This window comes from Solibacillus sp. R5-41 (assembly GCF_002736105.1).
Classification (GTDB): Bacteria; Bacillota; Bacilli; order Bacillales_A; family Planococcaceae; genus Solibacillus.
Genome location: NZ_CP024123.1, coordinates 2,890,927 through 2,906,623 on the forward strand (window position 1 = coordinate 2,890,927; position 15,697 = coordinate 2,906,623).

A 15,697-nucleotide genomic window follows, 5' to 3' on the forward strand; every position below is an offset into this window, starting at 1 on the left:
TTACATTTAAACTTCTCTATAATTATCAATTCATCTATAATATTTTGTAGTAATTTTCCGACATCAAAAATAGGCTAATCAACTTTGTTTATGTTGATCAGCCTCTTTTAAAGTTAGTCATTTACATATTTGTAACCAATGCCGCGAACGGTTTGTATGCGTGTTGGCTTGCTCGGGTTATCTTCAATTTTTGCGCGAATTTTTTTTATGTGGACATCAATTGTTCGATCTAGGACATCTTTTTCGTGGTTATCATATAAATAATTAATTAAATCTTGTCTACTAAAAATCATATTCGGATGTTCCATAAAATGATACAACAACAAAAATTCATGCTTCGTAAAATGGATTACCTCGTCGTGTAAAATGACCTCACCTTTCCTCGGTTTAATACATAAACCTCGGTCCACGATTTTTTGACAGTATAAGCCTGTCCGACGCAAAACCGCTTCCATTTTAGCGATTAACTCAATCATTTCAAAAGGCTTCGTAATATAAGCATCTGCGCCAATCTTTAATCCGTTCACTTTGTCGGCTATTTTATTTTTGGACGAAACTATAATGATAGATACTTCATTTCTCCCCTGCTCGCGTACCCACTCACAAAACTTTTCACCTGACATCCCCGGGAGAATTAAATCCAATATAATCAAACATGGGTACTCCATTAAGAATAAATCCATCGCATTTTCAGCATCATTAGCCGTTATAACATCAAAACCAGCCAGTGTTAATTCATCTTGAATCATTTTTTGTAATAATAAATCATCTTCTACAACTAAAACTCTTTGCCGCATTCTATTCACCTTTTAATAGTTATTTGATATTTTCACTTTTTTATTTTTCGTTTATCTTTCATTATAACAAATGAATGTTAAGTTTTTATGAAAATATATCAGTATATTAAATTCATCCCTTTTCTATTATTCTAACGTCTTTTTTATAATATAAAAATAATTACCTACTCATTCCTAATTGTGTATATTTTGTATCAACTTCATTTTTCTACCCTAAATAAACGTCGGAGTGTGATTTTTATCACAGCAAATATTTAGCATAAAACATAATATTAGGGTAACAAGAAGGGAGTGAGTCACATGAATATCAAATCATTATTCATGTCAATCATTGGAATCATTATATCAATAAGTTGTGGCATTTTCGTCTACAATCAATTTGTTTCCTCTACTACAGATCAAGAAGCAGCTAATTTAGAAGCCACCGAGGTCACTAATGAACAGGTTAACGCCGGAGCTCCATCAAATAATACGGCATTTAACCCTCCTAGTATGGACGATGTTCCAGATGGGCCTATGAAAGAAGCAATATTATACGGGTATGATTTAGTAAATGAAACGCATAACACGGCTTCCGATAAAGTTGGAGCAAATTTATCTTGTACGAGCTGTCACGCTGGCGCAGGATTAACAGAAGTCGCTACTCTTGTAGGGGTAATGGCAGACTATCCAAAATATTTACCACGACCAGATGACATTGTAACAATCGAAGAACGCATTAATGGCTGTATGGTTCGCAGTATGAACGGTGAAAAGTTTGAAGCGAACAGTAAAGAATTAGAATCTATGGTCGCTTATTTTAAATATATTTCTGAAGGCGTCGAAATTGGTAGCGAGCGTCCGTATGCAAAATCAGTGGATATGAAAGTTATTCCTACCCCTAGCATTTCAGATGGTGAAGCACTTTACCAAAAATCTTGTATCGCCTGTCACGCAGCGGACGGTTCAGGTAACGGTCCAAACGTAGGTCCTGCTTTATGGGGAGAAACTTCATTTAATGATGGGGCAGGCATCGCGCGTATGTCGAAAATGGCTGGTTATATCCAAGCTTACATGCCAATCGGCAATGAAAAGTCGTTATCTGATCAAGAGGCAGCGAATTTAGCAGCTTACATTTTAACGCAGGATCGACCAGTATGGAAAAACCATCATAAAGATTGGGCAAACGGTGCTCCTTCCGATATTATGACAGAAGAACGTCGTAAGCAAGCGCAAAATGGCACGCTTAATTGGGATGAAGTTTTAGCAGATTATAAATAACCACATCAAAAAGTCACAGCTCTGTATTTGGAGCTGTGACTTTTCCTTATTCATTCAGTGAAAAATATTATTTCATTTTTAACAGTGCTTCGACACCGCGCATACCCGCGACAATACCGAGTGATACTGCTTCTGTTGTAACGGATTCTAATGGGGCTTCCAGCAGTTCTTCAATTGTTTTTACACCGACTGCTCTCCCAGCGATAATTTTACGATCCGACAATTTTTCATTTAACAGGTTAACATCTAAAGCGCCGCACATAATATAACCAACATGATTCGAAACGGTAAGTAATGTCGTTTTCGGAAGTCTCACTGTAACAGCCGAAAATTTACGCCCTTGCACTTCAATATTTTCCCACGAAATCATCCACTTCACTCCTTCTCTCTATACATATGACAAAGTGTGAGTGGATGACTCTAAATTACCTTAACCCATCTTTTTTTAAATGGATACTGCCAGTCGCTTGATTTAATCTATAGTTGTTACTTTCCGCTGCCGCATTCGCTTTTAATTCTTCAAGTGGAATTTCATCTGCTGTTTCTACTTGTGATGCCTGTGCCAACATTGCCTTCACATCATTATAGGAAAGACCTGACGCAGCATTCAGTTTCTTGACCGCATCAATATTTGTACCTGCTTTCGTGACATTCGGCTCGTTCATCAAAAACACCTCCTCGAAACATAGGATGTACGGATTCAGTAGGAGTTATGTATCATTTAAAACTTCAATAAGTTGCTACAAATTATTAACATTTGCTAATCATACTTTTACTAACTATTGATTTCGCTAAGGGACGCTGTTGGAAATAAAAAAGCTTATATTGAATCAAATGGTATTAAAAAAACAATCGATCTAACACATGCTGCTGAAATTTATTCAGGAACAACGATGGTGCCCTTACGTTTTGTAAGCCAATCACTCGGTTCAACGATTACGTTTGATGAAGCATTATCGATTGTATATATTACAAAAAATTAATTATCAGGCATTCAACCGGGCAGCATCATTTTTGGGTGCTGCTTTTGCTATCTAAATTTTATAGTTTTCATTTACAGCTTTTTTATGACCATTGCCTTTAAGCGTGTTGTCTCACATTTTTTTATCTAGCTTAACTTATCTAAACCTCATCGTTAATTCAAACAAAAAAACCCTTCTATTTTTAGAAAGGTTTAGACAAGGAAATTGACGAATCCCAATTATGCCGTTATGTTACCAACATCGTTTTGATCCCACATTCTTGTAGGTGGGTGCCCTAGTCACTGCGTTAAACTTCCCGCTCCGTAAAAACTAATGGGGCATGTTTGCTACAGCGGTAATAAGAAGCTCCCAACGATATATTGTTCGGTCAAAAGCGTAAAATAACATTTCAATCGAACATCTTAGGATTCGTGTTAAAAATATAATAGCACTCTTATTCAGAAAATTCAATCTTAAAATATGTTACTTTTAAAAATATTATTTTTTTACTAGTTAAAACATATTTCTTGTTAAAAAGGACATTCCTGCATTATTTAGAAAGTAGATAATTTTACCCAATTGCACATAATTATGTCCTTTTCCCCTCATTTGTTTCAAAAATACAATTTTTTTCCACAATAAAATTTACAGTCAATTTTTATTTTATCAACTAAAAAGTAAATTCGTCGTGGTAAAACTTCACGTTAATAGCCTTGTCTCTTATTCCTTTTGTAAAATCTTTATTTAGTTTATGTGCACTGTACACACTATCCATTAACAGCACTATTGTGCAAGGAGATGGTCTTTTCGTCCGTGTAAAAAATAATATAAGAACACAAAGAAGAAAATAAAAATGCCGAGCGCAAAGTACAATTTACCGTAACCGAATATAGGCTCTAAATAGCCAAGAAAATAAGGTCCGAAGCCTAACCCGATATCAAGACCAATAAAATACGTAGATGTTGCGAGCCCCATCTTCTCGGGTGATGTCACTTTAATGGCAAGTGCTTGGAACGAAGAAGCAACATTTCCGTAACCGATCCCAATAATAGCCCCAGCAAGTAAAAGCGTAAATGAAGACTGTGTCGTACTTAATAAAACAAGTCCAATCGCAAATAAAATAATGCCGGGATACATCACAATATTCGCACCTTTTTCATCCATTAAACGACCCGTGAACGGACGTGTAAGTAAAAGTGAAATCGCATAAACTAGAAAGAACATACTAGAGGCCGAAACGACGTCACGTTCCTCTGCAAAAAAGTTAATAAACGATAAAATTCCTGAGTAACCAAGTGCGAACAGCATAATTAAAATACCTATCGGCAACGCTTTTAAATCGATAAATTGTGAAATATGGAAGCCTTTTTGTGCAGGAGCTGTCAATTTAGCTATCAGTGGCATATTCGTTGTAAGTGCGGCAAATAGAGAAATACCTGCAAGTGCAACACACATTGCAAAAATAACAAAATAGGTTGTGTGCTGAATAAGTAACAATCCGATTAATGGTCCAATAGCTGTCCCAAGCGTCGAGCTCATACTGTAATAGCCAATTCCTTCACCTTTACGCTCGATCGGTAAAATTTGCGCAATAATCGTCCCTGTTGCAGTAGATGCAACCCCTACCGCAATTCCATTTAACAAGCGAATCCCCATTAATACTGTAATGCCTGCTGGTATAAAGTATAGAAGTAGTGTAAGGACAAATAAAGCTAGCCCGATTAATAATATTTTTTTCGATCCAACACTTTGAATAATACGGCCTGTAATGAGTCGACCAAAAAGTGCCCCAACTATATAAATGCCGGATACAAGACCTGCCTGTGCAGTTGTCGCATTAAATTCATTCACAGCATACGCTGCAATCGTTACCATTAATAAATAAAAAATAACGATAATGATGAAATTAATGAGCGCAACCGTGATGAAATTTTTAGTCCACAATTTTTCTTTTTCATGACTCATGATTGGAACACCTACTCTTTCTCTAGTAATCGATGGCGAATGGTTTCAAGCGTTCGATGCGTAATTTCTAATTCCTCCTGTGAAAAACCGCTGACTAATTCTTCTTCAAATTGACTGATTTTTTGTTGTAGCACCTCAAAAGTTTGCTGTCCAATTGTAGTAATTTGAATCTCTTTTTTTCGACGATCACTGGAGGATGGTTGAATTTCGATTAAGTTGATTTTCGTTAAATATTTGATGGCGCGTGTTACGTTTGCAGGATCAAAATTTAATATTTGCCCAATTTCAGAGAGCATTAATTGTGGTTCGGAATTTAAGTAATAAAAAATTGCCCACTCTGGTCTGCGTAATTCATATTCCTCTAAAAATTGATTCAACTGCTTACCAAAAGGATGGAAGGTTAACATAATATCAAAGAATACTTTCTTTCTAATATTCAAGAAAAACGCCTCACTTTTTAAAAAGATTGTCACTGACAAATAAATGTTATGTGGAAATTATAGACCTATTTTATTGCTAAGGCAACACTTTTTCAAAACATGAGCATGATTATATCAAATGAAATAAAGGATTCTTATAAAGTATTAGGCTGGTTATTCTGACTCAAGGACTTGAGGGACACAGCTTTGTTGTACAAGTTGTACTACCATCCGTGTCCTTGTACAAGCGCAAGGATAACACGACACTGGTCACTCATGCGTTGCCGCAGTACGTGGCGATATTATCCTAAGTTCCACTAATATAATTCGGAATTCCGGTGCTTTCTGTAAAAAGTACGTCGCTACTATGGTAGGCAATACTTTCTAATTGAGATTTCCTATCTGAATAGCAAGAGTGAAATTTATTTTGGTTAATCGGTATGTTACAGGTTTTAGTTTGTGTACCCGGTGCAGAAAAAAAAAAGCGCAAAATCAACAATGTGATTTTGCGCTTTGTATAAATTATTTCTCTGCTTTTACAGCTGTTACTGCTAAGCTTAATTCTTCTAATTGTGCATCTGAAACACCTGATGGCGCAGCTGTTAGTAAGCAGCTTGCAGACGCTGTTTTCGGGAAGGCAATTGTGTCACGTAAATTTGTACGTCCTGTTAATAGCATTACTAAGCGGTCAAGACCCATTGCTAAACCACCATGTGGAGGAACGCCGTATTCGAATGCTTCTAATAAGAAACCGAATTGTGATTTCGCTTCTTCCTCAGAGAATCCAAGTAATTCAAACATTTTCGCTTGTAAATCTGGTTCATAAATACGTAATGATCCACCGCCAAGCTCATAACCGTTTAACACGATATCATACGCTTGAGCACGTACTGCTTGTGGGTTTGTGTTCATTAATTCAAGGTCTTCATCGAATGGACGAGTAAATGGATGATGTGCTGCATAATAGCGGCCTTCTGTTTCATCGTATTCGAATAATGGCCAGTCTACAATCCATAAAAATTCGAATTTTGATTCATCAATTAACTCTAATTCTTTACCAAGTTTTAATCGCAATGCACCTAATGCATCCGCCACGACAGAAGATTTATCTGCTACGAATAATAATAAGTCACCCGCTGTTGCTTCTGTTGCTTCCACGATTGCAGTCGCTGCTTCCCCTTCAAAGAATTTCGCGATTGGACCATTTAATCCTTCTTCAGTCACTTTCAACCAAGCTAAGCCTTTTGCTCCATAAACCGCTGCAAACTCACCTAACGCATCGATGTCTTTACGAGAATAGTTCGCCGCCGCACCTTTTACGTTAATCGCTTTTACTTCGCCGCCATTTGCTACTGCATTTGCAAATACACCAAATGCACTTTCTTTGACGATATCCGATAGTTGCTTTAATTCTAAGCCAAAGCGCACATCTGGTTTATCCGATCCAAAACGGTCCATTGCCTCTGTGTAGCTCATGCGCTGGAATGGTGTTTGCACCTCGATACCTTTTACATCTTGCATCACTTGCTTCAGTAAACGCTCATTCATTTCGATAATTTCATCCATTGATAAGAACGATGTTTCAATATCAACTTGTGTAAATTCAGGTTGACGGTCTGCACGTAAATCTTCATCACGGAAGCAGCGTGCGATTTGGAAGTACTTTTCAAATCCGCCGACCATTAATAATTGTTTAAATAATTGTGGAGATTGTGGTAATGCATAAAATTCGCCATTATGAACACGTGATGGAACTAAATAGTCGCGCGCTCCTTCAGGTGTTGATTTCGTTAAAATCGGTGTTTCCACTTCTAGGAAACCTTCATTTTGTAAGAAGTTACGCATTGTACGCGTAACATCTGAACGCATTTTAAATGTGTCATACATAACTGGACGACGTAAGTCTAAATAACGGTATTTTAAACGTAAATCTTCCGATACTTCCACATTATTATCAATCGCAAAGGGAGGATTTTTCGCTTCATTAATAATCGTTAATGAAGTCGCCGAAATTTCAATCTCACCTGTTTTGATATTTTGGTTTACTTGAGATGCATCACGTAATACAACTTTACCAGTCACTTCAATTACGTATTCATTACGAATTTTATTCGCTACTTCTAATGCGTCTTTTGCTTGGTCGCCAAATACGATTTGAACAATCCCTTCACGGTCACGCATATCTACGAAAATTAATCCACCTAGGTCACGGCGTTTTTGCACCCAACCTTTTAATACTACTTCTTGCCCTTCATGTGCAGCCGTTACTTCGCCACACGCATGTGTTCTTTGTGCCATTTTTTATTCCTCCGCTTACTATTTGTTTTCTAAAATATATTGAACAAGGTGACCAAACTCAATTTTTTGTTGATCTCCAGTTGCCATTGCTTTCACATTCACTGCTTGCTCTTCAATCTCTGACTCACCCAGCACAATAACAAATTTTGCATTGGCACGATCGGCTGCTTTCATTTGCGCCTTCATTTTGCGGTCTAAATAATCCATATCCGCTGAAATCCCTTTTGCACGGAATGAACTCACTAACTCTACTGCTTTTGTTTTCGCTTCTTCGCCCATTGCGACAACATACATATCTAAACCAGCTTGAATATCTAATGTCACACCTTCTGCTTCAAGTGCTAATAATAAACGTTCAATGGATAATGCGAAGCCAATACCCGGCATATCCGGACCACCAACTTCTTCCACTAAACCATTATAGCGACCACCACCACAGAGCGTCGTAATCGCACCGAAACCAGATGAAGTCGACATAATTTCAAAAGCCGTGTGGTTATAATAATCTAATCCGCGCACTAAGTTTGGATCCACCTCATAAGAAATACCTAAAACGTCTAAATAACTTTTTACTTGCTCAAAGTATTGTGCTGATTCCCCTGTTAAATAGTCCGTTAATGCAGGTGCTGTTGACATTAAGCTATGATCACGGTCCACTTTACAATCTAAAATACGCAGTGGATTTTTCGCTAGGCGATTTTGGCAATCTGAACAAAATTCTCCGATAGACGGCTCAAAATGCTTAATCAATGCTGTACGGTGTGCATCGCGTGTTTCCTTATCACCTAATGAATTAATAACAAGCTTTAAATCTTTTAGCCCGACTGAACTGTACACATCCATTGCTAATGCAACCACTTCTGCATCAATCGCTGGATCCGCTGAACCAATCGCCTCTACACCGAACTGAACGAATTGACGATAGCGACCTGCTTGTTGACGCTCATAACGGAACATTGGACCTGAATAATAAAGCTTCACAGGTTGATCCGCTTGCCCATACATTTTATGTTCGACATAAGAGCGTACTGCCGAAGCCGTTCCCTCTGGACGTAATGTTAATGAACGTCCACCACGGTCCTCAAACGTGTACATTTCTTTTTGAACTACATCTGTCGTTTCTCCAACGCTGCGCTGGAAAAGCTCTGTCGACTCAAAAATTGGTGTGCGCAGTTCGTTATATCGATATACATGACATAACTGTCGAATTTTCTCTTCAACTAATTGCCACTTTTCTGATTGTCCCGGTAAAATATCTTGCGTTCCTCTAGGTACTTTAAAGCTCATTGCAAGCTCCCCTTTCATCTATGCCTCATGATTTTATCCATTAAAAAAAGCTCTCGCCCCTTGCAAAATAATTGCAAGGGACGAAAGCTCAATGATAACTTCCGCGGTTCCACCCTAATTGATGTATTGCTACATCCTCTCGAATTCGGATAACGGCCGATTCCGTCTTTCCCTACGATTTCAAAGTTGAAATTTCGGGAAAACGCCTCTCAAGTGTTGTTCACATGTTACATTCTGTAGGAAAGATTTCAGCCTGTGTCTTTCCCTCTCTTGTCAGCTTTGGTAACTGCTACTTTTTTGGTCATTGGCATTGTTTCATTTGTTAAATTAACACTAATCTTAATGATGTCCGCACCAGTTGTCAACCATTTTAAAAAAACTATATATTTTCTAGTACTTTTGATTTTATAATAGAGAGACCATATAAGTAAAATTGATGATAAAAAAATTATATTCTAGGAGAATAAAAATGCGTAAAAGAAAATTAATGATAAGTCTCATCTTTCTACTTTTATTGACAACACTCTTCCCAAGCATGCCGACGATACATAATGTATTCGCAAATGACGAGGATCTCATTGTCAATGCTGAGATTTTGTATTTACGTGAGGGACCTGGTTTATCTTATCCGATTATTGAGACGTTGCAAGATGGACAACCATTAACAGCGCTTTCTAAACAAGATGACTGGATTCAAGTACGGGCTGGCGAGCTGGAAGGTTGGGTCGCTTCATGGCTTGTGAAATCATCCGAAAAACCTACCGCGGCATCTATTCAAAAAACGGTCATAGCGCAGGTGGATTCGTTAAATTTACGTGCAGAGCCTTCCCTTTCTGCTGCTATCTTAACAAAATTAGCGTCTGGAACAGAAGCACAATTTTTGAAAGAACAGCAAGATTGGGTTCAAATTCAGTACGGTGAGTATACCGGCTGGGTTTCGGCCAATTATGTGACGATCAATGATGCCACGGTGTTAGAAATGCCTGCTTCAAAAACGGAACAAAAAGAAGAGCCTAAAAATGCCTCAACAACATCAACATTGACTGAAAATGATCCGAATACGTTTACGATTACGGTCAATGAAGTAAATGTTCGAAAAAAAGCGGATTTAACGTCCAAAAAATTAGGAACTGCAAAAATTGGTCAGCAATTTAAAGTGATTAGCCGCGATCATAATTGGGTTCAAATTGAGTATGAAAATAAGAAGAAAGGCTGGGTTTACAGCTTTTACGGCACGTTTACAAAGCAAGATTTGCAACAAGATTTGGAGAGCACAACGAAAGAAGCCGAGAAAGTTACGATTATTTATAATGGTACCAATTTACGCGAAGCAACCTCTACTGCGTCCAATGTCGTGGCTCGTGTAGATGCAGGGCAAACGTACCCCATTATCGAAACACAAGATGATTGGTACAAAATTGCACTAGAAGATGGACAAGAAGCGTACGTTGCCAATTGGGTTGTCACGACGAATACAGAGGTCATTCAAACTTCACGCGATAAGGAAAAAGATAAAGCAAAGCGTAAAAAGGGTTCACTAAAAGGGTTAACTATTGTTCTTGATGCAGGACATGGTGGCAATGACCGCGGGACAACAGGCGCAAGAGGCACCGATGAAAAGGATATTACGATCAAGACAGCCGAACTTTTGAAATCTAAGCTGCAAGCTGCTGGTGCAGACGTCATTATGACACGTGAATCAGATGTTTTCATTGACCTTAGAAAGCGTGTTGCCGTTTCTCATCAAGCAGACGCCGATGCTTTTATTAGTATTCATTATGATGCGTTGGAAGATAGCTCTGTACACGGATTTACAACGTATTACACAAATGGCTATCAAAAAGAATTAGCTGAATATGTGCATGCGGGTATTGCCTCAAAAGTCACTTTAAAGGATCGAGGCGCACGCTTTGGCGATTATTTAGTGCTACGAGAAAACCGACAAAATGCGATTTTACTAGAGCTTGGTTATTTAAGTAATCCTACAGAGGAACGTGCGATTACGACGGATTATTATCGTGAACAAGCGACACTCGGAATTTATCAAGGATTACTGAACTACTTTGATGCACAATTAGATGAATAAGCAAAAAGCCCCTTTTTATTAATTAAAAGGGGCTTTTTTCGTTACGCTTGAATCGTTTGATAAATATAAAACATTTCATCTTTATTCATAATTTTCGGTACAGGATATAACGGATTCGCTTCATTCAATGCACGTTCAACCATTAAAGGGACATCGCGATTCACAATGCCTTCAATTTTCGTTGGAATGCCCATTCGTTCATTTAATTGCTCAATTGCCTCGATGAAAAGACTAGCCTTTTTCTCTTCGCTGTCGCCAAATTGCCCTATGCCTACTATATTGGCTAACTCCGCTAATGGCTTCGCTGCTGAATCACCATAAAATTTTAGAACATGCGGTAAGATGACGGCATTCGCAAGTCCATGTGGCACATTATAAAAACCGCCTAATGTATGCGCAATTGCATGTACATTGCCAACATAAGCACGCGTAAAGGCCAACCCCGCTAAATACGATGCCCGCTGCATTTGAGTTCGAGCAATTAAATCACTCCCATCTTCGTAAGCCTTATATAAATAGTTAAATATTATTTTGACCGCTTCTCGTGAAAATTTTCTCGTTTCTTCTGTATTGCTACGTCCTATATATGCTTCCACGGCGTGTGTCAAGGCGTCCATCCCCGTTGTCGATGTAATGCCTTTTGGTAAATTAATCGTTAATAATGGATCTAACACAGCATAATGAGGGATGAGTACCGGATCCATAATGGCGAATTTTTCATATGTTTCACTATTTGATATGACTGAAGCAATCGTTCCTTCACTTCCAGTTCCCGCTGTTGTTGGTACGGCAATTAACGTTGGCATGTCTTTTCGAACTTTGAATAAGCCTTTCAATTGTGAGAGCTCTTTATCTGGTCGCGCAACTCTCGCTGCAATCGCTTTCGCACAGTCTATCGGTGAACCTCCGCCAAATGCAATAATCGCTTCACATTGCTCAACGTGATACAGCATCAATGCCTCTTCCACATTATGAATCGTTGGGTTTTGTACCGTTTCATCGTATATCGTATAGTGAATTCCATCTGCATTGAATGCTTCTAGAAGTGGGTCCATTAGCTGTAATTTCGTAATTCCTTTATCCGTTACAATCAATACACGGTTATACTCGAGACCTTTTACTAATTCTGGTAGTTTTAACAGGCTATCTGGACCTTCTAACAGTACGGGCTTGCGCCAATTTAATAATTTCATCCCTACTTTCATGGAGCTTTGAAAAGTTCTACAATACGTTTGATACATATAATCCGCACCTTTCCAAAAATTAGTATTTACTTTTTTATATACTAATTCCTCACTATTATCAATACTTTCCATTCGCTAAATTTAGACATAAACGCTCATTACTTGGTTAATCGTCCTCATCAGAATTGGGCATTTTGGACGTAAAAAAACGAATCCACGTAAATGATGGATTCGCTTAGTTTATTGTTCTGCAAATAATACTTTATCGGCAAATGAGATGGGCTGGTCTTCGAAGTCTTTTTCACTCATTGCAATGACCGATACATCGATACGTAATTGTTTGAGTGTTTTTCCGATGTCGTTTTTAGAAAGGGCTGCCACATCTGTATAATGATTATCCGTAATAATGATGAGTTCTGCGTCGTTTTGAATTGGGCATTTCTGCAATAATTCCCGTGCTTTCATTAATGCAGGTAAAATTTGCGCCTCTCCTCCCTTATTCCCATCAATAAAATCGGAAAAAAGTTGCGGTTGTAAGTGGGCATGGTGGAAATAGAGCGGCTTTCCAACGGTTTGACCAAATGGAATAACCACTAAATCACGCTGTTGACGTGCACACAAATTAAATATCGGCAAAATTGTCGCTTTACAAAAGGCTTGCATAGTTTTCATCGCATCCGATTGCTGGAGCGCAATGACGATGGGCGAATACATTTTTCCTTTTTGCCCAAACGGTACATAATAAATATTATCAGATACAATTGTTTGCTCTTTCATCAATTGACTATAGGTTTCCGGTGGTAATAAAACGTCCTTATCTTGGATTTTAGGCATCATTGCTTCGAGTTCAACAATCGATTCTTGTAACGTACTGGCAATTACTACGATTTCTTTAAATTGCGCATTGTGTTGAAAATGGGCGATAAATTGTTGCTGTTCCTGCTCATGTAAGGCCTGAAATGCGAAATGGCTATATAAAAAATGAAGAATCTCATCGGTTAATTGTGTATTCATATTCTCTGTCATGCGAAACCCTCCTACAGTTTTTAATGAAACAAAATTAGTATACCGAAGTAATGCGCCGAAAAATAGCAATTCAAACCGAAAGTGAGCGAAAATAAGCGAATTACATCAAAAATGTGAAATGTCCCACTCAGGTATCCGTGTAATTTGATCACATGCAAAAAAACGGCACCCAAAATTCAGATGCCGTTCCATACAAATTGCGTGTATGTAATTACGTTTCGGATTGAATCCCGCTGAATTCAATCCCTATTTGCCACTCACCCTAAAACTTATAGAAATAGGGATTTTTCGCTGATGCAAAAATCAATTACGCCAAGGCGTAATTGCGTCCAGATTTTTTTCGAGCTCGCTCATTGGGGATGTTAGCCTAAGTTCGTCGCGTCCATGCGACAACGGCTAACTGACCTGCATCACGCAGGCCTCTCTTAAAAATCTGTGACATCCGCTGGGGGCATTAATTTAATTCATCAGGGGTTAGCCCCTAATGCATTAAATTAAAGTTTCTTTGTTAAACCGTGTAATGTATCTTTTAATTCACGATCGTGCCCAGAAAGCTCGATTAAGTTTTGTAAACGCTCATGTAAAACTGGGCGCTCAATTACTAATTGCTCATCTAATACTTGCACTAATAATTCAATAACCATACGGTCACGAACGTTTAACGCTTCTTCTACACGCTCAGGTGCGATTGCATATTCTTTTACTTTTTTCGCCATTTAAAAACAGCCTCCCTTTTGTTTATACAACGTTATTTTAGCACAGGCATATGAAGTTTTGTAAAAATAATTTTAATTTCAATTTAACCTTTATCCTATTTATGCAAATAACCTAGTAGCAAGAGAAAATCAAATCTTTTTCGAGCAATTCAGGATCATTCAATAAATGATACAAATTCTTCTGTTGGCTTGCGATAACCTCGGAAATTTCTGCTGCTCTCTTTTTCTTTACCAATCGTAACCATTAAAGCAATTTCATGCGTATCTGGAATTTCTAATATTTCACGAACTTTGTCCTTGTCAAAGCCAATCATCGGACATGTATCTAAGCCGCGATTTTTTGCAGCCAACATGAACATCATGGCAGAAAGTGACGCATTTCGAATCGCTTCCTCTTTCATAAATTCTTCGCCGCGCCCTTCATAAAACGCTGTATTTTCTTCGATCATTTGTTGTAACTGTGTTTCATTTATAATACCTAAATCTACCATACCTTGATTAATGCAAGCGGTTTGTTTATAAGCATAACGATCCGCTATTACTATAATAACTCCAGAAGCGGAATGTACTTTATATTGCCCATAAGCTGCTTCACGAATTTTTTCTTTTGTTTCCTCATCCAAAATAACTACATATTCTGTATGCTGAAGATTGAATGCTGATGGCGCGAGTTTGACTTCATCAAAGACTGGCTTTAAATCTGCTGCTGTAAGCTTGACCCCTTTTATATAATTATTTGCCGAACGTCGTTTATCGATTAATTTTGAAAATTCCATAACTCCATCCCTACTTTCATTTATCTCGATACTATTTATCTTTAATTAAAGATAATTTTACCATAGAAGTTAAACCCTTTCAACAGGATGATGAATGAATGCCAGTTATACACCTCTTATTTATCATGAACTTTATGCTTTTGTGAGACGCTTTCATGATTAAAAGCGCATTCGTGATGTTTATTTTGAAGAGTAAATACATACATAAAACTATTATGCCGAGGCGTAATTAAAGCCTGAATCAGCTTTAAGCGTGTATTTAGCTCATAGTAAATAAAAATGAGAGTTTTCTTCTTAACAATGTAAAAAAGGTATTTTGATTTTGAGTCAAAATACCTTTTTTTGTTTAAAGCTCGTATTTCTTTACTTTTTCAATGATTTTTTCATACACTGGCACCATATGCTGCTCAGCGCATTTTTCGGCTAAGTCGTCAATTCGAATCCAACCGACTGCGCTATTTTCATCAAGCTTTGCGTGTAAACTTTCCTCATCTGATACTTCAAATACGTATGTCGCATTGAAATGTAAATGAGGTGATACATAACTTCCATTTTTCATATGGCCTATAACTGTCAAAATATCTAAAGCAATCATATTTTCTGTAATCACATGGACTTTTGAAACACCCGTTTCTTCCATCACTTCTTTTTGCGCAACTTTTAGTAAATCAGGCTCGCCATCCGCATGCCCGCCTGCCCAGCTCCATGATTGATAAATATTATGATACACCATGAGTACATGCGTACGTGCAGGGTTGAATACGAGCGCAGATGCCGTAAAATGGAGAATTTCATTATTGCGCGTTAACACATCGGATAATGTAGTCATTACACGTAAAATTATGTCACGATCCTTTTGCTCCTGCTCATTATACGGCTCATATAATTCAATTTGGTCATGTAAATTCATAAGGAACCCCC

Annotated in this window: 15 protein-coding genes, 1 other RNA gene and 1 other annotated feature; of the genes, 3 read left to right on the forward strand and 13 right to left on the reverse strand. The window is 37.9% G+C overall.

Annotated elements, in window-relative coordinates; genetic code table 11:
- Positions 1-113: 113 nt before the first annotated feature.
- Positions 114-797: a response regulator transcription factor gene (locus CSE16_RS14280; protein ID WP_099424524.1), complete on the reverse strand. Its 684-nt coding sequence runs from the start codon at positions 795-797 to the stop codon at positions 114-116.
- A gap of 300 nt (positions 798-1,097) precedes the next feature.
- Between CSE16_RS14280 and CSE16_RS14285 the strand changes: the two genes are divergently transcribed.
- Positions 1,098-2,057: a c-type cytochrome gene (locus CSE16_RS14285; protein ID WP_253896094.1), complete on the forward strand. Its 960-nt coding sequence runs from the start codon at positions 1,098-1,100 to the stop codon at positions 2,055-2,057.
- 67 nt (positions 2,058-2,124) lie between these two features.
- Here the strand turns inward: CSE16_RS14285 and CSE16_RS14290 are convergent, their stop codons facing one another.
- Positions 2,125-2,427 carry a YunC family protein gene (locus CSE16_RS14290; protein ID WP_099424525.1) on the reverse strand — a complete coding sequence of 101 codons (303 nt, stop codon included), beginning with the start codon at positions 2,425-2,427 and terminating at the stop codon, positions 2,125-2,127.
- Positions 2,428-2,482: 55 nt separating this feature from the next.
- Positions 2,483-2,722 (reverse strand): hypothetical protein, encoded by a 240-nt coding sequence (locus CSE16_RS14295; protein ID WP_099424526.1) that lies wholly within the window; start codon positions 2,720-2,722, stop codon positions 2,483-2,485.
- 117 nt (positions 2,723-2,839) lie between these two features.
- On the opposite strand from CSE16_RS14295, the gene CSE16_RS14300 reads away from it, so the two are divergent.
- Positions 2,840-3,040: a stalk domain-containing protein gene (locus tag CSE16_RS14300; RefSeq protein ID WP_099424527.1), complete on the forward strand. Its 201-nt coding sequence runs from the start codon at positions 2,840-2,842 to the stop codon at positions 3,038-3,040.
- 207 nt (positions 3,041-3,247) lie between these two features.
- Here the strand turns inward: CSE16_RS14300 and ssrS are convergent.
- The 5 genes from ssrS to hisS all read right to left on the reverse strand — a co-directional run bounded on the left by ssrS (position 3,248) and on the right by hisS (position 8,988).
- Positions 3,248-3,451: non-coding RNA, 6S RNA (ssrS, locus tag CSE16_RS14305), on the reverse strand.
- Between the two features lie 351 nt (positions 3,452-3,802).
- Positions 3,803-4,984, reverse strand: coding sequence for an MFS transporter (locus CSE16_RS14310; protein ID WP_099424528.1), 1,182 nt, complete (start codon positions 4,982-4,984; stop codon positions 3,803-3,805).
- Positions 4,985-4,995: 11 nt separating this feature from the next.
- Entirely contained in the window at positions 4,996-5,424 is a 429-nt protein-coding gene (locus CSE16_RS14315; protein WP_099424529.1) for a MarR family winged helix-turn-helix transcriptional regulator, read from the reverse strand.
- A gap of 501 nt (positions 5,425-5,925) precedes the next feature.
- Complete coding sequence (gene aspS, locus CSE16_RS14320) at positions 5,926-7,701, reverse strand: aspartate--tRNA ligase (protein ID WP_099424530.1); 1,776 nt, start codon at positions 7,699-7,701, stop codon at positions 5,926-5,928.
- An 18-nt stretch (positions 7,702-7,719) separates the two neighbouring features.
- Entirely contained in the window at positions 7,720-8,988 is a 1,269-nt protein-coding gene (gene hisS / locus CSE16_RS14325) for a histidine--tRNA ligase (RefSeq protein WP_099425844.1), read from the reverse strand.
- A 73-nt stretch (positions 8,989-9,061) separates the two neighbouring features.
- Positions 9,062-9,302: a binding site (T-box leader), on the reverse strand.
- 155 nt (positions 9,303-9,457) lie between these two features.
- Here hisS and CSE16_RS14330 point away from each other — a divergent pair.
- Positions 9,458-11,074: an N-acetylmuramoyl-L-alanine amidase family protein gene (locus CSE16_RS14330; RefSeq protein ID WP_099424531.1), complete on the forward strand. Its 1,617-nt coding sequence runs from the start codon at positions 9,458-9,460 to the stop codon at positions 11,072-11,074.
- Positions 11,075-11,115: 41 nt separating this feature from the next.
- On the opposite strand, the gene CSE16_RS14335 is transcribed toward CSE16_RS14330, so the two are convergent.
- The 5 genes from CSE16_RS14335 to CSE16_RS14355 form a co-directional block, all read right to left on the reverse strand.
- Positions 11,116-12,315 carry an iron-containing alcohol dehydrogenase gene (locus tag CSE16_RS14335; protein ID WP_099425845.1) on the reverse strand — a complete coding sequence of 400 codons (1,200 nt, stop codon included), beginning with the start codon at positions 12,313-12,315 and terminating at the stop codon, positions 11,116-11,118.
- Between the two features lie 183 nt (positions 12,316-12,498).
- On the reverse strand, positions 12,499-13,284 hold the full coding sequence (locus CSE16_RS14340) for a hypothetical protein (protein WP_099424532.1): 786 nt from the start codon (positions 13,282-13,284) through the stop codon (positions 12,499-12,501).
- Positions 13,285-13,778: 494 nt separating this feature from the next.
- Positions 13,779-14,000 carry a phosphate-starvation-inducible protein PsiE gene (locus tag CSE16_RS14345; RefSeq protein ID WP_099424533.1) on the reverse strand — a complete coding sequence of 74 codons (222 nt, stop codon included), beginning with the start codon at positions 13,998-14,000 and terminating at the stop codon, positions 13,779-13,781.
- Between the two features lie 155 nt (positions 14,001-14,155).
- On the reverse strand, positions 14,156-14,776 hold the full coding sequence (locus CSE16_RS14350; protein WP_099424534.1) for a nitroreductase family protein: 621 nt from the start codon (positions 14,774-14,776) through the stop codon (positions 14,156-14,158).
- Between the two features lie 346 nt (positions 14,777-15,122).
- A complete protein-coding gene (locus tag CSE16_RS14355) occupies positions 15,123-15,686 on the reverse strand; it encodes an NUDIX hydrolase (RefSeq protein ID WP_099424535.1) in 564 nt (187 codons plus the stop codon).
- Between the last annotated feature and the right edge of the window lie 11 nt (positions 15,687-15,697).